Source organism: Amycolatopsis eburnea (assembly GCF_003937945.1).
Classification (GTDB): Bacteria; Actinomycetota; Actinomycetes; order Mycobacteriales; family Pseudonocardiaceae; genus Amycolatopsis; species Amycolatopsis eburnea.
The window spans coordinates 722,690-746,294 of sequence record NZ_RSEC01000060.1 but is presented as its reverse complement, the minus strand read 5'-3'; the positions used below and the strand labels follow the sequence as shown (position 1 = coordinate 746,294).

Annotated in this window: 22 protein-coding genes and 1 pseudogene; 14 read left to right on the top strand and 9 right to left on the bottom strand. The window is 70.9% G+C overall.

All coding sequences use genetic code 11. From position 1 onward, the window contains the following. Positions 1–112: 112 nt before the first annotated feature. The 4 genes and pseudogenes from EIY87_RS38745 to EIY87_RS38730 all read right to left on the bottom strand — a co-directional run bounded on the left by EIY87_RS38745 (position 113) and on the right by EIY87_RS38730 (position 3,703). A pseudogene (locus EIY87_RS38745) lies at positions 113–675 on the bottom strand (dihydrofolate reductase family protein). 10 nt (positions 676–685) lie between these two features. After that, positions 686–2,236 carry a glycoside hydrolase family 13 protein gene (locus EIY87_RS38740; protein WP_125314880.1) on the bottom strand — a complete coding sequence of 517 codons (1,551 nt, stop codon included), beginning with the start codon at positions 2,234–2,236 and terminating at the stop codon, positions 686–688. Then, positions 2,233–2,616 (bottom strand): globin, encoded by a 384-nt coding sequence (locus EIY87_RS38735; protein ID WP_086862933.1) that lies wholly within the window; start codon positions 2,614–2,616, stop codon positions 2,233–2,235. Before EIY87_RS38735 ends, EIY87_RS38740 begins: the two co-directional genes overlap by 4 nt. Before the next feature lie 100 nt (positions 2,617–2,716). Then, positions 2,717–3,703, bottom strand: a complete 987-nt coding sequence (locus tag EIY87_RS38730; protein ID WP_191984420.1) for a mechanosensitive ion channel family protein — start codon at positions 3,701–3,703, stop codon at positions 2,717–2,719. Positions 3,704–4,061: 358 nt separating this feature from the next. Here EIY87_RS38730 and EIY87_RS38725 point away from each other — a divergent pair, with 358 nt between their 5' ends. Further along, on the top strand, positions 4,062–4,559 hold the full coding sequence (locus EIY87_RS38725; RefSeq protein ID WP_125314879.1) for an HNH endonuclease: 498 nt from the start codon (positions 4,062–4,064) through the stop codon (positions 4,557–4,559). Between the two features lie 93 nt (positions 4,560–4,652). Here the strand turns inward: EIY87_RS38725 and EIY87_RS38720 are convergent, their stop codons facing one another. After that, positions 4,653–5,024: a hypothetical protein gene (locus EIY87_RS38720; protein ID WP_125314878.1), complete on the bottom strand. Its 372-nt coding sequence runs from the start codon at positions 5,022–5,024 to the stop codon at positions 4,653–4,655. A 278-nt stretch (positions 5,025–5,302) separates the two neighbouring features. On the opposite strand from EIY87_RS38720, the gene ctaJ reads away from it, so the two are divergent. Both ctaJ and EIY87_RS38710 read left to right on the top strand, forming a co-directional pair. After that, the gene (ctaJ, locus tag EIY87_RS38715; RefSeq protein WP_125314877.1) at positions 5,303–5,557 is read left to right on the top strand and encodes an aa3-type cytochrome oxidase subunit CtaJ; all 255 of its coding nucleotides are present in this window, start codon (positions 5,303–5,305) and stop codon (positions 5,555–5,557) included. Then, positions 5,544–6,032, top strand: coding sequence for a DUF5130 family protein (locus EIY87_RS38710; protein WP_125314876.1), 489 nt, complete (start codon positions 5,544–5,546; stop codon positions 6,030–6,032). The genes ctaJ and EIY87_RS38710 overlap by 14 nt, the downstream gene beginning before the upstream one ends. A gap of 63 nt (positions 6,033–6,095) precedes the next feature. Here the strand turns inward: EIY87_RS38710 and pepN are convergent, their stop codons facing one another. After that, complete coding sequence (gene pepN, locus EIY87_RS38705; RefSeq protein WP_125315049.1) at positions 6,096–8,663, bottom strand: aminopeptidase N; 2,568 nt, start codon at positions 8,661–8,663, stop codon at positions 6,096–6,098. A gap of 153 nt (positions 8,664–8,816) precedes the next feature. Here pepN and EIY87_RS38700 point away from each other — a divergent pair, with 153 nt between their 5' ends. Further along, positions 8,817–9,437: a mycothiol-dependent nitroreductase Rv2466c family protein gene (locus EIY87_RS38700; protein ID WP_125314875.1), complete on the top strand. Its 621-nt coding sequence runs from the start codon at positions 8,817–8,819 to the stop codon at positions 9,435–9,437. Between the two features lie 60 nt (positions 9,438–9,497). Here EIY87_RS38700 and EIY87_RS38695 read toward each other — a convergent pair whose 3' ends face one another. Both EIY87_RS38695 and EIY87_RS38690 read right to left on the bottom strand, forming a co-directional pair. Then, positions 9,498–10,307, bottom strand: coding sequence for an MBL fold metallo-hydrolase (locus EIY87_RS38695; protein WP_125314874.1), 810 nt, complete (start codon positions 10,305–10,307; stop codon positions 9,498–9,500). Then, on the bottom strand, positions 10,304–11,026 hold the full coding sequence (locus EIY87_RS38690) for a 2-phosphosulfolactate phosphatase (RefSeq protein WP_404800133.1): 723 nt from the start codon (positions 11,024–11,026) through the stop codon (positions 10,304–10,306). The genes EIY87_RS38695 and EIY87_RS38690 overlap by 4 nt, the downstream gene beginning before the upstream one ends. A 45-nt stretch (positions 11,027–11,071) precedes the next feature. Between EIY87_RS38690 and EIY87_RS38685 the strand changes: the two genes are divergently transcribed. Together EIY87_RS38685 and EIY87_RS38680 are read left to right on the top strand one after the other, a co-directional pair. Then, complete coding sequence (locus EIY87_RS38685) at positions 11,072–11,545, top strand: ribose-5-phosphate isomerase (RefSeq protein ID WP_125314872.1); 474 nt, start codon at positions 11,072–11,074, stop codon at positions 11,543–11,545. Continuing rightward, positions 11,545–12,354, top strand: coding sequence for an Fpg/Nei family DNA glycosylase (locus tag EIY87_RS38680; protein ID WP_125314871.1), 810 nt, complete (start codon positions 11,545–11,547; stop codon positions 12,352–12,354). Before EIY87_RS38685 ends, EIY87_RS38680 begins: the two co-directional genes overlap by 1 nt. Before the next feature lie 74 nt (positions 12,355–12,428). Here the strand turns inward: EIY87_RS38680 and EIY87_RS38675 are convergent, their stop codons facing one another. Then, positions 12,429–13,244 (bottom strand): hypothetical protein, encoded by an 816-nt coding sequence (locus tag EIY87_RS38675; protein ID WP_125314870.1) that lies wholly within the window; start codon positions 13,242–13,244, stop codon positions 12,429–12,431. Positions 13,245–13,391: 147 nt separating this feature from the next. Here EIY87_RS38675 and EIY87_RS38670 point away from each other — a divergent pair, with 147 nt between their 5' ends. The 8 genes from EIY87_RS38670 to EIY87_RS38635 all read left to right on the top strand — a co-directional run bounded on the left by EIY87_RS38670 (position 13,392) and on the right by EIY87_RS38635 (position 23,453). Beyond that, complete coding sequence (locus EIY87_RS38670; protein ID WP_125314869.1) at positions 13,392–14,267, top strand: TIGR03619 family F420-dependent LLM class oxidoreductase; 876 nt, start codon at positions 13,392–13,394, stop codon at positions 14,265–14,267. Between the two features lie 5 nt (positions 14,268–14,272). Beyond that, entirely contained in the window at positions 14,273–14,719 is a 447-nt protein-coding gene (locus EIY87_RS38665) for a nuclear transport factor 2 family protein (RefSeq protein WP_125314868.1), read from the top strand. 321 nt (positions 14,720–15,040) lie between these two features. Further along, a complete protein-coding gene (locus tag EIY87_RS38660; protein WP_158641440.1) occupies positions 15,041–15,643 on the top strand; it encodes a TetR/AcrR family transcriptional regulator in 603 nt (200 codons plus the stop codon). A gap of 12 nt (positions 15,644–15,655) precedes the next feature. After that, on the top strand, positions 15,656–16,144 hold the full coding sequence (locus EIY87_RS38655) for a hypothetical protein (RefSeq protein ID WP_125314866.1): 489 nt from the start codon (positions 15,656–15,658) through the stop codon (positions 16,142–16,144). 682 nt (positions 16,145–16,826) lie between these two features. Further along, entirely contained in the window at positions 16,827–19,676 is a 2,850-nt protein-coding gene (locus tag EIY87_RS38650; protein ID WP_125314865.1) for a helix-turn-helix transcriptional regulator, read from the top strand. A gap of 315 nt (positions 19,677–19,991) precedes the next feature. Then, positions 19,992–21,023 (top strand): GDP-mannose 4,6-dehydratase, encoded by a 1,032-nt coding sequence (locus tag EIY87_RS38645; protein WP_125314864.1) that lies wholly within the window; start codon positions 19,992–19,994, stop codon positions 21,021–21,023. Positions 21,024–21,027: 4 nt separating this feature from the next. Next, the gene (locus EIY87_RS38640) at positions 21,028–22,380 is read left to right on the top strand and encodes a glycosyltransferase (protein WP_125314863.1); all 1,353 of its coding nucleotides are present in this window, start codon (positions 21,028–21,030) and stop codon (positions 22,378–22,380) included. 17 nt (positions 22,381–22,397) lie between these two features. Beyond that, entirely contained in the window at positions 22,398–23,453 is a 1,056-nt protein-coding gene (locus EIY87_RS38635; protein WP_125314862.1) for a DegT/DnrJ/EryC1/StrS family aminotransferase, read from the top strand. Positions 23,454–23,605: the final 152 nt, after the last annotated feature.

The window sequence follows — 23,605 nt, the reverse complement described above, 5'->3', positions numbered from 1 at the left end:
TTCGTCGACGGGTCGGGGCAAGCGCCCCAATGTGGCCTTCGGTGCGTCAGACGCACCCAAGGCGGCCTTCGGTGCGTCTGACGCAACCAAGGCCACATTGGGGCGCTAGCGGTCAGCGCCGTTCGTACCGGGCCAGGGTCACTCCGCCGGGGAACGTCCGCGTCTCCACCAGGTTCAGGTTCACCCAGCTGTCGAGCGCGGGGAAGAACGGCGCGCCGCCACCCACGACGACCGGTGGGTGACGATCTCGTACTCGTCGACCAGCCCGGCCCGCAGAGCCGCCACGGCCAGCGTCGGCCCGCCGACCCGCATCGGCCCGCCGTCGCCGTCCTTGAGGCGGGTGATCTCGGCGATCGCGTCGCCGGTCACCACGCGGGTGTTCCAGCGGGTCTCGTCGACCTTCGTCGAGGTGAACAGCACCTTCGGCGTGTCCCGCCAGTTCCGCGCGAACGCGATCTCCGCCGGCGTCGCGCCGGGCAGCTCGTCGGCCGTCGGCCAGTGGGAGCCCATCGTCTCCCAGAGCTTGCGCCCGTACAGGAAGAGGTCGATCGCCTGCTCCCGCTCGAGCCACCACTCGAACAGCTCGTCGCTCGGTTCGCTCCAGCCGATGTCGCCCCCGGGCGCGGTGGTGTAGCCGTCCAGGCTCAAGTTCATGCCGTAGACCAGTTTCCGCACGGCAGCTCCCTCAGATCAGCCAGGCTGCCGAGTCCGCCGGCAGCTTCCCGTCCACCAGCGGACTGCTCGACAGCAGCACCTCACCCGGCGGCAACGCGATCGGGCTCGCGGACGTGTTGAGCGCGCACACCAGCCCGCCGCCGCGGCGCCGGAACGCGAAACAGCCCGCGGGCGCGCCGTACCACTCCAGCTCGTCGCCGCCGAACGCCGGATGGGTCTTCCGCAGCTCGATCGCCTGGCGGTACAGGGAAAGCGTCGAGTCCGCGTCCTCGATCTGCTTCTCCACCGTCAGCCCGGCCCATTCCGCGGGCATCGGCAGCCACGTGCGCGGGTTGCGCGAGAACCCGAACGGCGGGAGGTCGCCCTCCCACGGCAGCGGCACGCGCGAGACGTCGCGGCCGAACTCGGCGCCGCTCGTCTTCGCGCGCGGGTCGGCCATGTCGGCCGGGGCCAGCTCGACGTTCGCCAGGCCCAGCTCCTCGCCGTTGTACAGGTAGACCGTGCCGGGCAGCGCCAGCTCCACCAGCGCCATCGCCCGCGCGCGGCGGACCCCGGTCTCGCCGCCGCCGTAGCGGCTGACCTGGCGCCAGACGTCGTGGTTGCCCAGCGTCCAGGTCGCGGGCGCGCCGACCTTCGCCGGGACGGTCAGGGAGCGCTCGATGGCCGTGCGCATGGCGTCGGCGTCGAAGTGGGTCAGCACCAGCCGGAAGTTGAACGCCAGGTGCAGCTCGTCGGGCCGCAGGTAGCGGGAGAGGCGTTCCTCGTCGGTCACCCAGATCTCGCCGACCGCCATCGCGTCCGGGAACTCGTCGAGCACCTTGCGGATCATCTGGTGGATCTCGTGGACGCCGTCGTTGTCCCAGCGCGGGTCGTAGTAGTGGCTGGGCCCGAGCGCGTCGGCGCGCGGGTCCATGTCCGGCAGGCCGGGCGGCTTCGCCATGCCGTGCGCGACGTCGATGCGGAAGCCGTCGACGCCGCGTTCGAGCCAGAACCGCAGCGTGCGCTCGAGGTCGGCGGCGACCTCCGGGTTGGCCCAGTTCAGGTCCGGCTGCTGCGGCGCGAACAGGTGCAGGTACCACTGGCCGTCGGGCACCCGGGTCCAGGCCGGGCCGCCGAACGCGCTGACCCAGTTGTTCGGCGGGTCCTCGCCGGTCGGCCCGACGCCGTCGCGGAAGATGTAGCGGTCGCGCTCGGGGCTGCCCGGCGCGGCCGCCATCGCGGACTTGAACCAGGCGTGCTGGTTGCTGGTGTGGTTGGGGACCACGTCCACGGTGACCTTGATGCCACGCTTGTGCGCCTCGGTCAGCAGGACGTCGAAGTCGCCGAGGGTGCCGAACATCGGGTCGACGTCGCGCGGGTCGGCGATGTCGTAGCCGTGGTCGGCCATCGGGGAGCGGTAGAACGGCGTCAGCCACAGCGCGTCCACGCCCAGCAGCTCAAGGTAACCGAGCCTGGAGTGGATGCCTTCCAGGTCTCCGACGCCGTCACCGTCCGAGTCGGCGAACGAGCGCACGTAGACCTGGTAGAAGACGGCGTCCTGCCACCAGGCTTCCTGTCTCATACGAAGCTGTTCATCATGCTGTGCGCGGCCATCTCCAGGTACGCCCAGAGCTGACCGCGGTACGGCTCTTCCAGGTTCTCCTCGTCGACGGCGATCCGGATGCAGCGCAGCCAGGCGTCGCGCTCGATCGGCCCGATCTTGAACGGCGCGTGCCGCATCCGCAGCCGCGGGTGCCCGCGCCGGTCGGAGTAGGTGTGCGGGCCGCCCCAGTACTGCATGAGGAACAGCCGGAAGCGCTCCTCGGCCGGGCCGAGGTCCTCCTCGGGGTAGAGCGGGCGGAGGATCTCGTCGCGCGCGACCTCTTCGTAGAACCGCCCGACGATGCGGCGGAACGTCGGTTCGCCGCCGACCGCTTCGTAGAGGTTCGCCGGTTCGCTCACTGCAGACACGCCTTCCATTTTGCCCTCCTGGGTGCGGGTTCCCGACGCCCGGTCCCGCTCCTTCCGGATGGTCGCGAACCCGCTTCCCAGCGTAACGGCGCTACTTTTCGACGGCCGGGGCCACACTCGGGAACAGCCGGCCGAGCGGCGGCTCGAACCCGGCCTCTTCCAGCGCCGCGAGCAGCTGCGCGCGGAGGGCGCGCTGGACGGCCCACTGCTTGCCCGGGCGCACCTTCACGGTCAGGCGCAGCTGGAGGCCCTCCGGTGTGACGCTTTCCACACCCAGCATCTCCGGCGGCTCGAGGACGTTGTCCTTCAGCGCGTCGCTCGCGGTGGCGGTGGCGGCCGCGTCGGCCAGCACGGTGGTCGCGCGTTCGACGTCGGCGGTGTAGCCGAGGGGGACGTCGACGACCGCGACCGCGAAGCCCTGGCTGGAGTTGCCGACGCGCAGCACCTCGCCGTTGCGGACGTACCAGACGGTGCCCTTGAGGTCGCGCAGCGTGGTGATCCGGAGGCCGACCGCCTCGACGGTGCCGGTCGCCTCGCCGATGTCGACGACGTCGCCGACGCCGTACTGGTCCTCGACCATCATGAAGATGCCGGACAGGAAGTCCTTGACGAGGTTCTGCGCGCCGAACCCGATCGCGACGCCGATGATGCCCGCCGAGGCGATGATCGGGCCGAGGTCCAGGCCCAGTTCGCCCAGCACGAGGATGAACGCGAGGCCGTAGACCAGGAACGTGGCCATCGACTTCAGCACCGAGCCGATGGTCTGGGCGCGCTGCCGCCGCCGTTCGATGATCGCGGAACCGAGCACTTCGGGCGCGCGCTCGCGCAGGGGCCGCAGCAGGGCCGGCAGCTTGCCGCCGGAGCGCGGGAACGTGGTGACCCGGTTGATCAGCCGTCTGAGCAGCAGGCGGATCACGAACGCGATCACCAGGATCATCAGGATCTTCAGCGGCTTCGTGAGCAGCCAGTTCGCCGAGCCGGCCAGCCACTCGTTGTTCGTGGCTTTCCACACCTGGTAGCAGAACGTGCTGGTGTCCTGGATGCACGGTGTCTGTCCGGCGGTGAGCAAGGGGGACACGGGAGTTCGATCATCCTTCCGATCAGGTCGGTCTGCCCAACTTCAAGTGGATGTTGGGTCGCGCGGATGTGACACGTCTTGTAACACACGTGCGCTGGGGGGCTGTTCTGTGGTCGACTATGCCTACGCCCCTGGAGGTGGTCGAGTGCCAGACCGACAACCCAGCCCCCGCGGCGCCTCCGGCCAAGCCACGGCCGACGAGACGCCAGAGGTGGTCCTGCGCGCCTATCCGGGGGGTTCCGCATCCGGCGGAGCCGTCCCGGCCGGGCCGGGGAGCCGCCCAGGGGGAGTTACCCGCCCGCCCGGACAGCGTAGTAGAGGCCGGGATCCGTCCGTTCCGGCCTGGGGCCGGCGCCGGGTGCTCCTGCTCAACGCCACTTTCGAGCCGCTGACCGCGCTCCCGCTGCGGCGGGCCGTGGTGCTGGTGATGTGCGGCAAGGCGGAAGTGGTGCACGGCGACCCCGGCGGCATCGAGCTGCATTCGGCGAAGGTGTCGCTGCCGGTGCCCTCGGTGATCCGGCTCAGCACGTACGTGCGGGTGCCGTACCGGGCGCAGGTGCCGCTCACCCGCGCCGGGCTGATGCACCGCGACCGGTACCGCTGCGCGTACTGCGGGGGACGGGCCGAAACGATCGACCACGTCCAGCCGCGCAGCCGCGGCGGCCCGCACAGCTGGACGAACTGCGTCGCCTGCTGCGCCAAGTGCAACCACCGCAAAGCGGACCGGCTGCTCTCGGAGATCGGCTGGCGGCTGCGCGTCGTCCCGCGGGCGCCCCACGGCCCGCACTGGCGGCTGCTCGCCCATTCCAAAGAGGCCGACCCGCTCTGGCAGCCCTATCTGGGCTCGGCTGCCTGAAACATGCCGGCGCCCCGGCTGCCTTGACGGCGGCCGGGGCGAGCCGGGGTGCTTGCGCGTGTTCAGGTAGTGCGTGCGTCCCTGGAGTACGGGTCAGGCAGCGAGCGCGTAGTCGCTCTGGCAGGTCACGCGGGTGCCCATGGTGACGCGCGTGCCGCGGGTGACTCGCGTGCCCCGCGTGACACGGGTGCCGCAGGTGACTCGCGTGCCGGCCGTCACACGGGTGCCCATCGTGACGCGCGTGCCCCGGGTGACTCGCGTACCCCGCGTGACGCGCGTGCCCGCCGTCACCCGGGTGCCCATGGTGACGCGGGTTCCGGCCGTCACGCGTGTACCGCGAGTGACGCGTGTACCCCGGGTAACCCTTGTGCCCGCCGTCACACGTGTTCCGGGCGCGAATTCGATGTCGCTCGGTGACGAGAAGGTCTCGGTGATCGCCTGTGCGGGGGTCTGGACGCTGTTCATGGCAAGGCCTCCTGGGACCGGTGCGTTACCTGCTGGGGCTGGGGAGCGGGGCGCAAGGCCCGTACAGGTGAAAAAGCTACGAGGATTTCAAGGCTGCGACAAGACGACAGCGGCGGGTGCGGCCGCCTGTACGTTGAGTTGCAACCTTTCGGCCCGACGGTCTTCGCCCCAACGTTCCAGTGGCCGCGAGCCAAGCGGCGGACGGCACCCGGCTTACGACGAACGGTCGAGTGCGGCGCGCGCGGTGGGCGCGGAGGTCATCCGATACCCTCAGCGGCGTGAACGTTGTCGAGACGATCGTGGTCTTCGCCGTGATCCCGCTGGCCATCTACGGTCTCGCCGGGCTCCTGACGCTCCGGCGCAGGTCCGGCGGCGCCCCGCGGTACCGGTCCGGCCAGGCTTGGGAGTACCCGGCCATGTGGTGGAGCGCCAACCCCGAAGGGGTCGGCGAGGGGCACCGGCACGCCGGCGCCGAAAGCAAGGCGCCTTCGGGCGCCGCGACCGCGGCGGGAGGCGCTCGTGGCAACTGGTGAGCTGACCAAGCGCGTCGACGAGTCCGAGCTGGCGTACGGCGAGGCCCTGACGTCGAGCGGCCGCGTGTCGGCCGCGAAGATGTACGAGCCGGCCGCGCCGACGGGCCCGTTCGACACCCGCCAGCTGGCCCGCCTGGACGAGGCGCTGACGTTCGCGAGCCGGGAGACCGGCCTCGACTTCAGCCTGTACCTCGGCGAACTGGGCGAGGACAGCCGCGCGTCCGCGGAGAAGCTGCACTCGACGACGGCGGACCCGGCCAACGCGGTCCTGATCGCGGTCTCCCCGGGCGAGCGCAAGATCGAGATCGTCACGGGCAAGACGGCGTACACCCGCCTCCCGGACCGCGGCGCCAAGCTGGCGGTGGCGAGCATGGTGGCGTCCTTCAAGGAGGGCGACCTCGTTCGCGGGCTGGTCAACGGCCTGGTGAACGCACTGCGCATGCTGTCCGACCAGGCTGGGCCCGCGCCCCGCTGATTTCGCGCCAGAGCCCCGCACCTCGGTGAGGTGCGGGGCTCTTCTACGTCCGGGGCTCGAAACTCAGGACTGCGCGTCGAAGTCCCGCGCCGCCAGCGCGCGCACGATGCCCGCCCGGCCCTCCGAAACCAGCCGGCGCAGGGCCTGCGAGTGGTCGCCCGCCAGCCACTCGTCCGACGCCGTGACCGTCTCCTGGTCCACAGCCCACGACGGGTACAGCCCGATCGCGATCGGCTGCGCGCGCTCGCTGGACCGCCGCTGCCAGACCTCGTCGATCACCTCGAAGTACTTGGCCACGTACGAGCCCAGCAGCGCTTTCTGGCCCGGGTGCGAGAAGCCCGAGATGAGCGAGTCGCTGACCGCGTTCGGCAGCTCGTCGTCGTACACCGCGCGCTGCCACGCGTCCGACTTGGCCTCGGCCGTCGGGCGCAGGGCGCGGGCGCGCTCCGCCTGGCGGCGGCCGGTGGCCGTGTTGTCGCGGGACAGTTCCGCGTCGATCTCCGCCGCGTCGGCCTTGCCGTGGGCCACCAGCGCGTGCAGCAGGCGCCAGCGCAGGTCGGTGTCCACCGTCAGGCCGTCGAGCGGCGCGGAACCGTGGAGCCAGCCGGCCACCACCGACAGCGTCGCCTCGTCCAGGACCGAGCCCGCCAGCGAGTTCACGAACGCCAGCTGGTGGTCCGAACCCGGCTCCGCGGCGCGGACCAGCTCCAGCAGCCGCCCGGTGAACGCCGGCCAGCCGGTCGAGGCCGCCCACTCCTGCTCCGCGTACGAGTTCAGCGCGGTCTGGGCCTGCAGCAGCAGCCGCTGGACGACGCCGACCTCGGTCTCGGTGTGGATGCCGCGCTGGACCAGCGTGACGAAGTCGCGGGCCTTCAGCTCGGCCTCGCGGGTCATCTCCCACGCCGCCGACCAGCACAGGGTGCGCGGGAGCGACTCGGTGATGTCGGCGACGCGGTCGATCAGCGTCGTGAGCGACGTCGGGTCGAGGCGCATCGTGCAGTACGTCAGGTCGTCGTCGTTGACCAGCACCAGCTTGCCCGCGGGCAGGCCGACCAGGTCCGGCACCTCGGTGCGCTCACCGTCGACGTCCAGCTCCACGCGGTGCGTGCGGACGATCTTGCCCGAGGCGTCCTCGTCGTACACGCCCACGGCGACGCGGTGCGTGCGCAGCTCACCGGCACCCGGCTTGGCGCCGGACTGCACGACGGCGAACGAGGTGAACGTCCCGTCCGCGCCGACCTCGTAGCGCGGGCTCAGCGAGTTGAGCCCGGTGGTCTCCAGCCACTGCGCGCTCCACCACGACAGGTCGCGCCCGGACGCCTCCTCCAGCGCGCCCAGCAGGTCGGCCAGGGTCGCGTTGCCCCAGGCGTGCTTGCCGAAGTACACCTTCAGGCCGTCGAGGAAGTGGTCCAGCCCGACGTAGGCGACGAGCTGCTTCAGCACGCTCGCGCCCTTGGCGTACGTGATGCCGTCGAAGTTGACCTCGACCGCGTGCAGGTCGACGATGTCGGCCGCGATCGGGTGCGTCGAGGGCAGCTGGTCCTGCCGGTAGGCCCACGACTTCTCGATGTTCGCGAAGCTGGTCCACGCGTTCTTGTACTCGGTCGCTTCGGCCTGGGCCAGGACGCTGGCGAAGGTCGCGAACGACTCGTTCAGCCACAGGTCGTCCCACCAGCGCATGGTGACCAGGTCGCCGAACCACATGTGCGCCATCTCGTGCAGCAGCGTCTCGGCGCGCCGCTCGTAGGCGTAGCGGGTGACGCGGCTGCGGAAGACGTAGTCCTCCAGGAAGGTCACCGCGCCGGCGTTCTCCATCGCGCCCGCGTTGAACTCCGGCACGAACAGCTGGTCGTACTTGGAGAACGGGTAGGGCGTGCCGAACTTCTCGTGGTAGAAGCCGAAACCCTGCTTGGTCTCGGTGAACAGGCGGTCGGCGTCCATGTGCTCGGCCAGCGACGCGCGGCAGTAGACGCCGAGCGGGATGGTCTTGTGGGCGTCGGTGTACTCGTCGCGCCACTCCGCGTACGGGCCGGCGATCAGCGCGACCAGGTACGTCGAGAGCCGCTCGGACTCCTTGAACACCGTCCGGACGGCGCCTTCCGGCGTCTCCTCGGTGGACTCGGCCATCGTGTTCGAGACGACCTTCCAGTCCCGCGGCGCGATGACCGTGAGCCGGTAGACCGACTTCAGGTCCGGCTGGTCGAAGCAGGCGAACATCCGCTTGGCGTCGGCCGTCTCGAACTGCGTGTACAGGTAGACGCCGTCGTCGACCGGGTCGACGAACCGGTGCAGGCCCTCGCCGGTGTTCATGTACCGGCAGTCGGCGGACACCGTGAGCTCGTTCGCCTCGGCCAGCCCGGCGAGCGCGATGCCCTTGTCCTCGACGTAGGCGCTGACGTCGACGTCCGCGCCGTTCAGGGTGGCCGAGTGCACGCGGTCGGCGACGATGTCGATCCACGTGCCCTCGCCGGCCCGGGCGCTGGAGAACCGGACGGTCGTCGTCGACGCGAAGGTCTTCTCCCCGGGACCACCGTGGCCGTCGGTCAGATCCAGCTCGATGTCGTAGGCGGTGACGTCGAGCAGATCCGCGCGCAGCTTGGCTTGGTCGCGGGTCAGGTTGGGGGCGGGCACAGGCACCTCTGGTCGTTGGTATCGGTTTTCAAGTCCCCGCATCCAATCATGGCGACGGGGTGCCCGGCGACAAGGGAACAAGCTCGGGTGCGCCGGTGTTGGCCCGTCGTGTGGGGGTCCGCCCACATCGAGACGTGACACAGGAGTTCCCCGATGACCGCTGCCGAGCAGCCCACGAAGGTCGATTTCTACTTCGACCCGATCTGCCCGTTCGCGTGGATCACCTCCCGCTGGATCCTGGAGGTGGAGAAGCACCGCAACCTGGACCTGCGCTTCCGGATCATGAGCCTGTCGGTGCTGAACGAGGGCCGGGACGAGCTGCCCGAGCAGTACAAGGAGCTGCTGTCGAAGGGCTGGGGACCGGTGCGCGTGGCCGTGGCGCTGTCGCAGCTCAAGGGCGAGGAGATGCTGCGCGAGTACTACACCGAGTTCGGCACCCGGTACCACAACCAGGGCAACAAGGACCGCGACCAGGTCATCAAGGAGGCGCTGGCCGCGATCGGCGCGCCGGCCGAGCTCTTCGACGCCGCGGACTCGACGGAGTACGACGAGGCGCTGAAGAAGAGCCACCACGAGGGCATGGACCCGGTCGGCCAGGACGTCGGCACCCCGACGATCCACATCGACGGCGTGGCGTTCTTCGGCCCGGTCCTGAGCTCCATCCCGCGCGGCGAAGACGCGCTGAAGGTGTTCGACGGCGCGGTGGCGCTGGCGAGCTACCCGGACTTCTTCGAGCTCAAGCGCACCCGCACGGGCGACCTGAACTTCACCTGAGCGCCACTTTCACGTGAAAGCTACGCCCCCAGGTCGTCGCTTTCACGTGAAAGCGACGCTTCAGGGGGTGGCGAGGGCGGCCAGGGTGACGTCGCCGGGGTAGCGGGAAGCTGCCACGGCGGCGGCCTCGGTCGTCTCGCCGCGGCCCATCGCCGCCTTCAGGGCGATCAGCTCGTGCAGGCCGTGGCGGTGGTAGCGGACGAAGTCGGCGTCGACCGGATCGCCGTGGCCGGGCACGATCACCCGCGGTTCGAGGGCGAGGATCGCGTCCAGGGTGCCCGGCCAGGCGGTCAGGTCCGACTCCGCGCTGAAGGAGAACGCGCTGAAGCCGTGCTCCGCGTTCTCGACGACGTCGCCCGCGAAGACGACACCCGCGTCCGGCACGTGCACGACGGCGTCGTGGTCGGTGTGGGCGCGGCCGGGGTGCAGCAGCACGGCGGTGCGGCCGCCGAGGTCGAGCTCGGCCCGGTCGGTGAACAGGTGGTCGGGCACTACGAACGTGGTCCGCGCGATGGCGTCGGCGATGCCGGCCTTGCCCGCTTCGCGGTAGTAGCCGATCCACTTGGCCCGTGCGTCTTCCGCGTACTCGGCCAGCTCGGCCCGGCAGCCTTCGTGCGCCCAGACGGCGCAGGGCGTGAACGCCTCGGTGCCCCACGTGTGGTCGAAGTGCGCGTGCGTGCACGCCACCGACCAGGGTAGCGGCGTGATCTCCCGTACCGCCGCGGCGAGTTCGGCGCCCTGCTCGAGGTCGCCGCGCGTGTCGACGACCAGGCACCGCTCGGCGCCCACCACCAGCCCGACGGTCAGGTCCAGTTCCTCGTAGCGGCGCGCGTGCACGCCGTCGGCGACGTCGATCCAGCGGCCGGTCATGCCAGTACTCCTTCGTTCAGGACAGGGGCAGCCTGGCTCACGTCGAGCCGCGTGGCCAGCGCGACGTCCCCGCCGTGCCCCGATTCGGTCAGTTCCCGCCCCGACACGCAGGCCGTCACCAGGTCGACGTCGGCGCAGCGCGCGGCGAGGGCGGCTTCGGGGGACAGCGACGCGCCCAGCCGGGCCAGCGCGGCGGCGATCGCGCCCGCGCCCACCTGGTCTTCGACGCACGGGCGCAGCGGCCCGAAAGTGTCGCCGGCCCCGAAGATGTCCACGCCCCAGCGTTCCCCGGCCGCGATCAGCCCAACCGGGCCGCCGAGCTCGAGCGCCTTCGCGGCGACGGCGGACGCGTTGCGCAGGCACCCCGCGAGGACGGCGGCCCCGGTCCGCGCGGCCGCGTCGCACAGCGTCGCGCCGTTGGGCGAGGGGAGCGCGAGCAGCGTCCCGGGCGGGATCTCCGTCACAGACGAGGGCCGCAGCGTGAATTCGGCCTCACCCGCGACGACCGCGCCCGCCGCCTTCGCCCGCGCGACGCCGCGTTCGTCGCGCCACCGCACCGGCAGCACCCGGCCGCCGCGGCCGACCACGAGATCCGTGGTGGTGCTGAAGGAAAGCACGTCGACGACCACCAGCACCGCGCATTCGCGGCCGAGCGCGGCGACGCCTTCGCCGCCCCAGTCGAGCCGCACGTCGTGCCCCGATTGCTCCCAGATGCCCACCCCCGGAGCATGCCCGAAACCGGGCGTGGTGGCAGACTCCCAGCCGTGCGTGTCTACTTGGGATCCGACCATGCCGGTTTCGAGCTGAAGAACCACCTGGTGGCTCACCTGGAGAAGCAGGGCCACGAGGTGACCGACATCGGTCCGCACGTCTACGACGCGGCCGACGACTACCCGGCGTTCTGCGTCGAGACGGCGCTGCGCGTGGTGGCCGACGAGGGCAGCCGCGGCATCGTCGTCGGCGGCTCCGGCAACGGCGAGCAGATCGCCGCCAACAAGGTGCCCGGCGCGCGGGCCGGCCTCGCGTGGAGCGTCGAGACCGCGAAGCTGTGCCGCGAGCACAACCACGCCCAGCTGATCGGCGTCGGTGCCCGGATGCACACCGCCGAAGAGGCCACCGAGATCGTCGAGGCGTTCCTGGCGACCGAGGTCTCGCCGGAGGAGCGGCACGCCCGCCGCGTGCAGCAGCTGCTCGACTACGAGCGCACCGGGACCCCGCCGGCGTTGCCGGAAGCCTGATGCCCGAGGGGCACACGCTCCACCGGCTCGCGCGGCTGCACCAGCGCCGGTACGCCGGCGCCCCGGTCGGGGTGAGCAGCCCGCAGGGCCGGTTCGCCGCCGAAGCGTCCCGTTTGGACGGTCAGGTGTTCGTCGGCGCGCAGGCGTACGGCAAGCACCTGTTCCACGACTACGGCCCGCACGGGATCGTGCACATCCACCTGGGTTTGTACGGCACGTTCGGCGAATCCCCGCTGCCCGCGCCGGAACCGGTCGGCCAGGTCCGGCTGCGGCTGGCCGGCCGGACACATTGGACGGACCTGCGCGGGCCGACCCGCTGCGAGCTGCTGTCCCCGGACCAGGCGGACGCGATCAAGGCCCGGCTGGGCCCGGACCCGCTGCGCCGCGACGCGAAACCCGAGCGGGCGTGGGAGCGCGTTTCGCGGTCGAAGACGTCGATCGCGGCGCTGCTGATGGACCAGGCGGTGCTCGCCGGCGTCGGGAACGTCTACCGCGCCGAAGTGCTGTTCCGCCACGGCGTCGCGCCGCTGACGCCGGGCCGTGCGCTGGACCGGGCGTTGTGGGACGACCTGTGGGCCGACCTGGTGACCCTGATGCGCGACGGCGTCCGCGTCGGCCGGATCGACACGGTCCGCCCGGAGCACCTGCCGGAGGCGATGGGCCGCGCGGCGCGGGTCGACCGCCACGGCGGCGAGGTGTACGTCTACCGCCGGGCGGGCGAGCCCTGCCTGGTGTGCGGGACACCGGTGGCGAATTCGGAACTGGTGGGGCGCAACCTCTACTGGTGCCCCACCTGCCAGCCCGCCTGACCGCCCGCGAAAGCCGTGAAGGCCTCCTTACCGGCATTTCGAGCCGGTAAGGAGGCCTTCACGGACGTTCGGGGTCAGAAGTCGAAGCCGCCGCCGTCGAAGCCACCGCCGTCGAAACCGCCGCCGTCGAAACCGCCGCCGCCCCAGTCGCCGCCGCCCATGTCGCCGCCGTCGCCACCGAAGTCGCCGCCGCCGTCACCACCGTCGCCGCCCATGTCGCCGGACTCGAGCGCGTCCTGCTGGCCCGCGTCGTAGCCCGACTCCCACGCCGACGCGCTGGCGATGCCGCTCATGCCGGAGAACATCGCGCTGAACAGGAACATCGACCCGAGGCCCCAGGCACCGGCGACGAGCGCGGGCTTCCACCACGGCTCGCTGTACCAGCCCTGTGGCACCGGCCGCCCGGCCACGCGGCCGCCGGGGTAGTAGTACGGCGTGTCCTGCCCGGCCTCGGGCGAGGCCGCGTAGTGCCGGCCCTCGACGTCGACGTCACGCCGCTCGGTGACCTTGCCGGCGCGCTCGCGCTCGGCCTCCTCCGGCAGCTGCGGCCCGGGGTCCATGCCCATCGCGACGCGCGCGGCGCGGACGTAGTAGAGGCCTTCGACGGCGGTGTCCTTCACCAGCCGGGCCTGTTCGATCGTGCGGGCCTGCTCCAGCTGCGAGCCGGCGGCGTTGTAGCGCTCGCTCGCGTCGGCCATCGCCTGCATCGACGCGGTGTCGTTGCCGTTGAGGTTGAGGACCTGACCGCCGAGCCGCTCGACGAGGCGCCGGGCGTCGGCCTTGGCGTCGTCGAGCTCCCGCTGCCGGGCCGCGGCGCGCTGCCGCGAGAAATAGAGGCCGCCACCGACGATCACGACGACGAGCACGATCAGGAAGATCGCGGTGCCCATGGACCACTCCCAGAAGTTCGGGGCTCGGTGACCGGAAGTCACCTTTGATTCGGACAACGCGGACGTTACGCGGAGGGTTCCCGGCGAGTGATCCGGCACACCGTCAGCCCTGGCCCGGCAAACTAGAACACGTTATAGTTCGACACCATGAAGTTCACCCTGTCGATCGCGATGAACCCCCTCGATCAGCTGGGCGAGCTCGCCCGGGCCGCCGAAGAGGCCGGCTTCGCCTCCATCGCCCTGCCGGACTCGCTCTTCTACGCCGAAACGGTGGACACGGACTACCCCTACACCCCGGACGGCAGCCGGTTCTGGACCGGGGACACCCCGTGGGTCGACCCGCTCGTCGCCACCGCGTCGATGGGGGCGGTCACCAGCCGGATCCACTTCTACACGTCGGTGCTCAAGCTCGGCTCGCGCAACCCGGTGCTGCTGGCGCGCCAGGTGGGCTCGGCGAGCGTGCTCACCGGCGGCCGGTTCGGCCTCGGCCTCGGCGTCGGCTGGCTGCCGCAGGAGTTCGAGTACTGCGGCGTGCCGTTCGAGCGGCGCGGCAAGCGCGTCGACGAGGCCATCGACGTGCTGCGCCTGATCCTCGGCGGCGGCATGGTCGAGTACCACGGCGAGTTCTACGACTTCGACAAGATCCAGATGAGCCCGGCGCCGCCGTCGCGGGTGCCGTTCTACATCGGCGGCCACACGGAGGTCGCGCTCAAGCGCGCCGCGCGGGTCGCCGACGGCTGGTCGTCGGCGATGATGAAGCTCGAGGAGCTGCGCGACACCATCGCGCGCATCAAGGAGCTGCTCGCCGAGCGCGGCCGCGCGGACGACCCGTTCGAGTACCAGGCGGTCTGCATCGACCGCTTCGGCCTCGACGGCTACCGCGAGCAGGCCGAGGTGGGCGTCACCGACGTCATCACCATGCCGTGGGTGTTCGACGGCGTCGGGTTCGACGCGCCGGTCGAGCCGAAGCTCGAAGCGATCCGCAAGTTCGGGACCGAGATCATCGCGAAGTTCGAGGGGTGACGGCCGTGGGTGTGCAGGTCAGCTGGGACACGTCGGCGGAGCAGCCGCCGGCGCGACGTGCGGCGTTCGCGTCGATGACCGCGGTGACGGCGGGGGACAAGGAGGCGTGGCTCGGCTTGTTCGCCGGTGACGCCGTCGTGGAAGACCCGGTCGGGCCGTCGTTCTTCGACGAAGAGGGCAAGGGGCACCACGGCCGCGACGGCATCAGCGCGTTCTGGGACAAGACGATCGCGAACGTGGAGCGCTTCGAGTTCGTCATCCGCGACTCCCACGCGGCGGGGGACGAGTGCGCCAACGTCGGCACGATCACGACGTACCTGCCGGGCGGCTACCGCGTCGACACGGACGGGGTGTTCGTGTACCGGGTGGGCGAGGACGGGCTGATCCGGTCGATGCGGGCGTTCTGGGAGACCGAACGCGCGATGGCGACGGCCCGCCAGGTGACCGAGTAGCGCCGCGCCGCGCCTCACCGGAGGTCTTGAATGAGTCATTCGGGACCTCTGGTGACCTGAATGACTCATTCAAGACGCTGCCCCGCTCGCCCGGCGGTGCCGGCGGGCCGGCAGCCCGGCGTGGTCATGGCCGCTCGGCGCGCGGTGCGGGCTGCCGTTGCGGCCTTCCCCGCCGGCGTCGCCCTCGAGACCAAGGCCGCTCCGGCACTCCCGGAGCGGCCTTCTCATTTCCCGGGAAATGATCGACACGTACCGCAACCGCGCGAGTGCGGAAAGACGGCATTCTGGCGATTGTTTGCTCGGCCGTGCTACCTTTTGCTCATGCAAGCAAAAACGTTCACCGAGAACGCCCGGCGGGCGCAGATCGTCCGCGCGGCGATCGAGACGATCGGTGAACTCGGGTACGCGAAGGCATCGTTCGGGCAGATCGCGAAGCGTGCCGGGCTGAGCAGCACCGGCATGATCTCCTACCACTTCGACGGCAAGGCGGACCTGATCGCCGAAGTCGTGCGGGACGTGCTGACCACGAGCCTCGCGTACATGCGGGAGCGGATCGACGCGGTGGACGGGCCGGCGGCGGAGCTGCGGGTCTACATCGAGTCGAACCTGGCGTTCATCGCCGAGCACCCGGTCGAACTCACCGCGCTGCTCGAAAGCCTGCGGCACGGCGGTGCCCCCGGCGGTGAGGCCGGCGGCGGCACCGGGGAGTGGTACCACGGGGCCATCGACGTCCTCGAGACCTGCCTGCGCGAGGGGCAGCGCACCGGCGACTTCGGCCGGTTCGACCCGCGCGTCATGGCGATCACCATCCGCCAGGCCATAGACGGCTTCCACACCGAATCGATCCGCCGTCCGGGGATCGACGTCGCCGCCTACGCGGCCGAACTCGTCCGCATCGTCGAACGTGCCACCGCGCACGACTGAACTGGGGAAACCATGGCCACCTCGTCCTCGACCGGCCGCGCGCTGCGGCCGGTCATCTTCCTGCTCTACCTGAACCTGCTGATCAGCATCGCGTTCGCGGTGCTGACGTTCCTGAACAAGGAGGCCATCCTCGACTACCAGGTGCTGCACTGGGAGTCGACCGGTCAGGCGAACCCGGCCGACCACGCGGGGACGCGCGCGTCGCTCGAAAGCGTCCTGTGGATCCGCCCGGTGTCGGTCCTCGTCATCGCCATCGTCTACGTCCGCCTGGCCGCGCGGCTCAAGCTCGGCAGGCGGCGCACGTGGGTGCGGGTGATGCTGGTGACCGTCCTCGGGCTCGCCGGGCTCGTGTACCTCGTCGTCTCGGCCGAGTTCCCGGACTGGATGCGGGCCGGCCAGGTCGTCCAGGCCGTGGTCCTGCTCGTGCTGTTCCTGCTGCTCTGCTCCAAGGGTGTCCGCGGGTACTTCTCGAAGGAGGGCCGCGTTCCCGCGAAGGTCTGACCACGGCAGGCGCCGCGTCCCGGTCCGCGGACGCGGCGCCCGTCAAAAAACTGTTCACATTCTGTTTCCTTCGGGCGATTTCAACCGCGCCGGAAATAAGTGCGCGCCGCGGCGCGGAACAAGTGGTGCGGCTCATAACGCCCACCTACTTTCGATCCTTGCCCGACGGCCGGCGTTTCCCTGGGGTAAACGCTGGTCGGGACGGGTTTGCAGGCCGTCCCACCGAACGGGACTTAACGGACATCGCGGTCCGGGTGAACCCCCTTCGTGGCTCGTTGCGGCACGTAGGGGCAGGTGGTAGCTTCTGGTTCGTTATCTCCTCGCGGGAGACCGGGTGATCGGGGCAGTAATCACCCAACCGGGAAACTGCGGGGATCTGGGGTCTGGGGAAAGGTTCGTCTGATGAACGGTTACCGCTGTCCTTCGTGAGGACGCTGAATAGACGTTGAAGCCGGCTCATGCGCGAGCCGGCCGAGTACGTAATCGCCGGCAGGCGCCGTTGGGGAGCGGTGTGCCGTGTGATTGCCGTGAAGCAATGCGTGCGGCGGCCTTTGCCCGCCCGCACACGTGGCTGTGCTGGTGATTCACGGAGAACAACGGGAGCCGGCGGCCTGGGGGCCGTCGTTCCGGCCGTGGATCAGAGGAGTCCAACACACAGAGAATTTCTGGGGGAAGTTCCGTCATGCTCATCGAACGTGACTTCGAAACGGCGACGCTGAGTCAGATGCTCGCCGACTGCCATTCCGGGGCCGGCGGTGTCGGCCTCGTCCTCGGTCCGGTCGCCAGCGGGAAAACGGCCCTGCTGGAGGAGTTCGGCAGGCAGGCCGCCGGTACCGGCGCGGTCGTCCTGTCCGCCTCCGGCGCCCGGTCGGAAACCGCCGTCGGGCTGGGCGTCGTTTCCCAGCTGGTGCACACCCCGGGTGTCCGCGCGGACATCGTCGACCAGGTTTCGGCGTACGTGGAGGACGCCGAAGCCGACGCGACGCTGCTGGACAGCCGGTTCCTGCACCGCCTGTCCAGCGCGGTGATCGGCTGGTCGGCCGAGACCCCGCTGGTGATCTGCGTCGACGACGCCCACTACGCCGATCCCGCGTCGCTGCAGTTCCTGCAGCACATGGCGCGGCGCATCCGGCCCGCCCGGGTGCTCGTGCTGCTCGCCGAACGCGCGGACCCCGGCGAACGGCGCCCGGTGCGCCACGTCGACCTGATGCGGCGGCCGCACTGCCGCCAGCTGCGGCTGGCCCCGTTGTCCCGCAACGGCGTCGGCGTCCTGCTGGCGGGCAAGCTCGACGAAGGCAAGGCCCACGCGCTGGCCGCGGAGTGCTTCGCGGTCAGCGGCGGCAACCCGCTGCTGGCCACCGCGCTGGTGCAGGACACCAGGGCGGCGGGCGCGGGCGGGGTCGTCGCCGGGGCCGCCTACCGGCACGCGGTGCTCAGCTGCCTGCACTCCAGCGAGCCGCGCGCGCTCGAACTCGCCAGGGCGCTCGCCGTCCTCGGCGACGGCGAGCAGTCGCTGGTCCCGCTGGCCGGCGGCATGGTCTCCTTCGCGCCGGCCACCACCGAGCCGGTGCGGAAGGCGCTGGAGTCGGCCGGCGTCCTCGACGGGCACCGGTTCCGCCACGCCGAGGCCCGCGCCGCGGTGCTCGACGAGCTCGACCCCGGTGTCCGGTCCGCCCTGCACGGCCAGGCCGCGCGCCTGCTGTTCGACCAGGGCGCCCGGCCGACCGCCATCGCCGCGCACGTCGTGGCGGCGAACCTGGACGAGCCGTGGACCGAGCACCTGCTGTCCGAGGCGTCGGAGGCGGCGCTGCTCGAGGACGACGTCGAACTGGCCCGCGCCTGCATCGCGCTGGCCAGCCGCTGCTGCACCGACGACCGCGACCGCGCGATCGCCAAGGCGTCGCTGGCCGAGATCGAATGGCGGACCACCCCGGCGAAGGCGATGCGCCGGCTGCCGGAGCTGGTGCACGCGACCCGCGCCGGACACCTGCCGGGCATCCGGGTGGTCGGCATCTTCGAGTTCCTGCTCTGGTTCGGCCGGGTCGACGAGGCCGTGGAGATCGCGAACGCCTTCGGCGACCTCGTCGACTCCACCGACCGGCGCACCCGCGGCGAGCTGCTCACGCTCGACTCGTGGCTGGCCAGCTCGGTGCCGGGGATGCGGCACCTCGTCGAGCCGATGCTCGCGACCTGCACCGGGGACTCGGCCGCGCCGCGGCTCGGGCTCGCGGTGAACTCGCAGCAGAAGGCGGTCGGCGCGCTGACCAGCGCCGTGCGCGAAGGCCCGACCGAGGCCGCCGTGCTCGACGCCGAGCAGGTGCTCGAAGGCACCCGGATGACCGACACCAGCTTGCGGCACCTGGTGTTCGCCGCCACGGTGCTGATCTACGCCGAGCGCCTCGACAAGGCCGCGACCTGGGCCGAGCACCTGATGGCGCAGGCCGCCGGGCGCCCGGCCCCGACGTGGCAGGCTTCGCTGGCCGAGCTGCGCGCCGAAGTCGCCCTCCGCCAGGGCGACCTCCCGCTCGCGGCGCGCAACGCGAAGCTCGCGCTGACGAAGATGACGCCGGAGGCCTGGGGCATCGGGGTCGGCGCCCCGCTGGCCACGCTGCTGGCGGCGCTCACCGAGATGGGCCGGTTCGACGAGGCGGCGGAGCTGCTCAACCAGCCGGTGCCCGACGCGCTCGGCGAGACCCGGTTCGGCCTGCACTACCTGCACGCTCGGGGGCACTACTACCTCGCGACGGGCCGGCTCCCGACCGCGCTGAACGACTTCCTCGCCTGCGGGGAGCAGATGGCGCGCTGGGAGCTGGACCAGCCGTCGCTGGTGCCGTGGCGCTCCAGCGCCGCCGAGGTCTACCTGAAGCTGGGTGACCGCGAAAAGGCGAGGGAGCTCGCCGAGGCGCAGGCGGCGAAGCTCGGGCCGGACTGCGGCGACCGCACGCGGGGCATCACGCTGCGGACGCTGGCGCTGGTGGCCGACCCGGCGCAGCGGCCGAAGCTGATGCAGGAAGCGGCCGACGCGCTCGAAAAGTCCGGTGCCAAGCTGGAACTGGCCCGGACGCTGGCCGAGCTGAGCCGGGCCGGCGGCGACCCCGTCACGGCGCGCACGGCGAGCCGGGACGCGCGGGCGCTGGCCAAGGAGTGCGGGGCGGAGCTGCTGCGGCGGTCCTTCCTCGACGGCGGCAACGACGACGTCGTGGTCTCCCTCCGCGGCGCGGTGGCGCCCGCCGACGTCAAGCTGCTCACCGACGCCGAACAGCGGGTCGGCTGGCTGGCCGCGCGCGGGCACACCAACCGGGAGATCGCGAGCCGGCTCTACATCACCGTCAGCACCGTGGAGCAGCACCTGACGCGCGTCTACCGCAAGCTGAGCGTCACCCGGCGCCGCGACCTGGCGGCGGAACCGCAGCTGCGGGTGCCAGAGCAGCAGGAGCGGCTGCCCGGCGCGCCCCGCCAGCCCGTGGCGGTCAACCACCAGGCGGTGCCCCCGGTGCGCCGTCCGCTGCGGCCGGTACCGCCCGGCCGCTGAGTCCGGTCCGGAGGAGCCGGGACCCGCTTCGGCGGGCCCCGGCTCCTTCGCGCGTTTCGGCCCCACCCCTAGGTTTTCCGTGGCGCCCCTAGGCCGTTCCCCTCGGGGTAGGGGCGGGCCATTGACTTGGCGCCGATCTCCTTGACTTCGCGGCGGCGTGGCGCGAGCGTGGACGTCGTTGCCGACCACCGGACGCGGATTCGGCGGTACAGCGCGATTTTCGCGGCGGCAGGGTTCACCGAAGCTGCTCGCAAGGCGGCCGGACGACGCCACGGCGGGGGCTCTACTCGTTACGTGGCAAGGGAAGGCACATTCATGGCGAAGCGTGCGTTGATCACGGGCATCACCGGGCAGGACGGTTCGTACCTGGCCGAACACCTCCTCGCCGAGGGTTACCAGGTCTGGGGCCTGGTCCGCGGCCAGGCGAACCCGCGCAAGTCGCGGATCAGCAGGCTGGTCTCCGATCTGCACTTCGTGGAAGGCGACCTGATGGACCAGGTCAGCCTCGTGTCCGCGGTGGACCTGGTGCAGCCGGACGAGGTCTACAACCTCGCGGCCATCTCGTTCGTGCCGATGTCGTGGCAGCAGCCCGAACTCACCACCGAGGTGAACGGCATGGGCGTGCTGCGGGTGCTCGAAGCGGTCCGGATGGTGTGCGGGCTGGACAAGTCCCGGCCCACGACCGGCGGCGGGATCCGGTTCTACCAGGCGTCGTCGTCGGAGATGTACGGCAAGGTCGCCGAGACCCCGCAGAACGAGCAGACCATCTTCCACCCGCGCAGCCCCTACGGCGTCGCGAAGACCTACGGGCACTTCATCACCAAGAACTACCGCGAATCCTTCGGCATGTTCGGGGTGTCCGGGATCCTGTTCAACCACGAGTCGCCGCGCCGCGGCGCCGAGTTCGTCACCCGCAAGATCACCATGGCGGTGGCGGAGATCAAGCTGGGCCTGCGCGACAAGCTCTACCTCGGCAACCTGGACGCGGTGCGCGACTGGGGCTTCGCCGGCGACTACGTCCGCGCGATGCACCTGATGCTGCAGCAGGACACCGCGACCGACTACGTCGTCGGCACCGGCGAGATGCACTCGGTCCGCGACGCCGTCCAGATCGCCTTCGACGCGGTCGACCTGAACTGGCACGACTACGTCGTCATCGACCCGGCCCTGGTGCGGCCCGCGGAGGTCGAAACCCTCTGCGCCAACCCGGACAAGGCGCGCGCCGAACTCGGCTGGAAGCAGACGGTCGACTTCGAGGAGCTGATGCGGATGATGGTCGAGGCCGACCTGCGCAAGGCGTCGAACGAGCACAAGTACAGCGAGCTGATGCTCGCCGGGAGCTGGTGAGCCGATGACCCCCATCCTGTTCGCGTCGATCGCCGACGCCGGCATGATCAACCCGCTGCTGGTCATCGCGGGCGAGCTCGCCCGCCGCGGCGTGCCGGACCTGTACTTCGCGTCCACAGAGGACCGCCGCGCGGCCGTCGAGGCCATCTCCGCCGACAACCCGGTGAAGTTCGTTTCGTTCGGGGAGCGCCTCGAGCGCCCGCCGGGCGAGTGGGACCCGGACCTCTACGCCGCCGCGACGCAGCCCGCGAAGCCCGGCGCCCTCACCGCGCGGCCGCAGAACGTGATCGCGTACCTGAGCGGAGTCACCGACGCGAGCATCATGGTGACGATGTACGAGCGCGCGCTGGCCGTCGTCGACGAGGTGAAGCCGGCGCTCATGGTCATCGACTCCTCCAGCGTCTACCCGACCGACGCGGCGATCGCGCGGAACATCCCGTACGTCTACAGCGTGCCGATCTCGGTCAGCGAGGTCTTCGCCGACCGCCTGCCGCTGAGCTACCCGAGCCCGAACACCGGGCTGCCGCGCGACCTGTCCGGCCGCCAGAAGCTCGCGAACCTCGGCTTCCGGCTGCGGCTGCTGCTCGGCATGCTCACGAAGGTGCCCGCGGTGCAGTTCACCAAGGCCCGCAAGGAAGCCGGCATCGTGAACGCGACCGCGGGCCAGTCCGCCTACGCCGACCGCGCGCAGGCGATCCTGGCGTACTCGGTGTTCGGCATGGAGTACCCGTTCGCCGCGGCGCCGTCGCACCTGAAGATGGTCGGCCCGGTCGTGCCGCCGCTGCCCGAGGCCGTGACTCCGGACCCGGCGCTGTCGGCCTGGCTGGACGAGCACGAGTCGGTCGTCTACCTGGCGTTCGGCACCCACATGCGGCTGACCGCGCCGCAGGTGACGGCGATCGCCGAAGCGGCGCGGAAGCTCGGGCCGGAGCACCACGTGCTGTGGAAGCTGCCCAAGGCCCAGCGCGCGCTGCTGCCGGCGGACCTGCCCGCGAACGTGCGCCTGGAGAACTGGGTGCCGTCGCAGTTCGACGTGCTGGCCCACCCGCACGTGCGCGTCTACTACAACCACGGCGGCGGCAATAGCGCGTACGAAGGCGTGTACTTCGGCAAGCCGGGCCTCGTGCAGCCGTTCTGGATGGACTGCCACGACCACGCGGCCCGCGTCCTCGACAGCGGCTGCGGGCTGGTGCTTTCGCACGAGGAGGCCGTGTCCGCGGACGCGATCGTCGCGAAGCTGCGCCGGTTGCTGGAGGAGAAGGAGTTCACGGCGAACGCCGAGGACTGGGCGGACCGCTTCCGGTCGGCGGGCGGCGCCGCGGCCGCGGCCGACGCCGTGCTGGCCGCGGTCCGGTGAGCGGGGAAGGGAAGGGCATGTCCGTCAAGTACCCGGTTTCGCAGCCGTACCTGGACGAAGCCGAGCTGGCCAACGTCACCGAAGCCGTCACGAGCGGCTGGATCTCCTCACAGGGCCCGTACGTGGCCCGGTTCGAGGAGGCCTTCGCGGCGTACAACGGGGTCGAGCACGGCGTGGCGTGCTCGTCCGGCACGACGGCGCTGACGCTGGCGTTGCGCGCGCTCGGCATCGGCCCGGGCGACGAGGTGATCGTCCCCGAGTTCACGATGATCGCGTCCGCGTGGGCGGTGACCTACACCGGCGCGACCCCGGTGTTCGTCGACTGCGGCGACGACCTCAACCTGGACGTGTCGCTGATCGAAGCGAAGATCACCCCGCGCACCAAGGCGATCATGCCGGTGCACGTCTACGGCCGCCGGTGCGACATGGCCGCCATCATGGAGATCGCGTACGAGTACAACCTGCGCGTGGTGGAGGATTCCGCGGAGGCGCACGGGGTGCGGCCGGTCGGGGACATCGCGTGCTTTTCGCTGTTCGCCAACAAGATCATCGCGTCGGGCGAGGGCGGGATCTGCCTGACGTCGGACGCGCGGCTGGCCGCGCAGATGAAGCACCTGCGGGGGATGGCGTTCAACCGGGACCACACGTTCCTGCACAAGAAGGTCGGCTACAACTTCCGGATGACCAACCTGCAGGCCGCGGTCGCGGTGGCGCAGGTGGGCAAGCTGGACTCGATCCTCGAACTGCGGGCGTCGATCGAGGCGCGCTACGACGAGCGGCTGCGGGACGTGCCCGGGGTGACGCTCATGCCGCGGCGCGACGTGCTGTGGATGTACGACCTGCTGTGCGAGCGGCGGGAGGAGCTGCGGGAGTTCCTGGCTTCGGAGGGCATCGAGACCCGCGTGTTCTTCAAGCCGATGAGCCGGCAGCCGATGTACCTCGACCCGGTCTGGCCGTCGCTGAAGGCGAACCGGTTCGCCGAGGAGGGGCTGTACCTGCCGACGTACACGTCGTTGACGGAGGCGGACCAGGAGTACATCACCGACCGGGTCCGGAAGTTCTACGGCTGCTGATCGGGCGTTGAGGGGACCTTCCTGCCAGGCGACTGGCGGAAGGTCCCCTTCGGCGTGTCCGGCGCCGGGTCCTGGCCCTGGCCTGGACGTCATGAACGACCCTTTCACCTCGTCCGGCGAGATGAACGACTCTTTCATGACATTGCGGGCCG

Bases quoted from the DNA above. Each gene is read 5' to 3' on its own strand.
- EIY87_RS38675 (WP_125314870.1), bottom strand. From the start codon at position 13,244: ATGGGCACCGCGATCTTCCTGATCGTGCTCGTCGTCGTGATCGTCGGT.
- EIY87_RS38635 (WP_125314862.1), top strand. From the start codon at position 22,398: ATGTCCGTCAAGTACCCGGTTTCGCAGCCGTACCTGGACGAAGCCGAG.
- EIY87_RS38695 (WP_125314874.1), bottom strand. From the start codon at position 10,307: ATGACCGGCCGCTGGATCGACGTCGCCGACGGCGTGCACGCGCGCCGC.
- EIY87_RS38740 (WP_125314880.1), bottom strand. From the start codon at position 2,236: ATGAGACAGGAAGCCTGGTGGCAGGACGCCGTCTTCTACCAGGTCTAC.
- EIY87_RS38670 (WP_125314869.1), top strand. From the start codon at position 13,392: ATGAAGTTCACCCTGTCGATCGCGATGAACCCCCTCGATCAGCTGGGC.
- EIY87_RS38645 (WP_125314864.1), top strand. From the start codon at position 19,992: ATGGCGAAGCGTGCGTTGATCACGGGCATCACCGGGCAGGACGGTTCG.
- EIY87_RS38655 (WP_125314866.1), top strand. From the start codon at position 15,656: ATGGCCACCTCGTCCTCGACCGGCCGCGCGCTGCGGCCGGTCATCTTC.
- EIY87_RS38680 (WP_125314871.1), top strand. From the start codon at position 11,545: ATGCCCGAGGGGCACACGCTCCACCGGCTCGCGCGGCTGCACCAGCGC.
- EIY87_RS38660 (WP_158641440.1), top strand. From the start codon at position 15,041: ATGCAAGCAAAAACGTTCACCGAGAACGCCCGGCGGGCGCAGATCGTC.
- EIY87_RS38640 (WP_125314863.1), top strand. From the start codon at position 21,028: ATGACCCCCATCCTGTTCGCGTCGATCGCCGACGCCGGCATGATCAAC.
- EIY87_RS38720 (WP_125314878.1), bottom strand. From the start codon at position 5,024: ATGAACAGCGTCCAGACCCCCGCACAGGCGATCACCGAGACCTTCTCG.
- EIY87_RS38700 (WP_125314875.1), top strand. From the start codon at position 8,817: ATGACCGCTGCCGAGCAGCCCACGAAGGTCGATTTCTACTTCGACCCG.
- EIY87_RS38650 (WP_125314865.1), top strand. From the start codon at position 16,827: ATGCTCATCGAACGTGACTTCGAAACGGCGACGCTGAGTCAGATGCTC.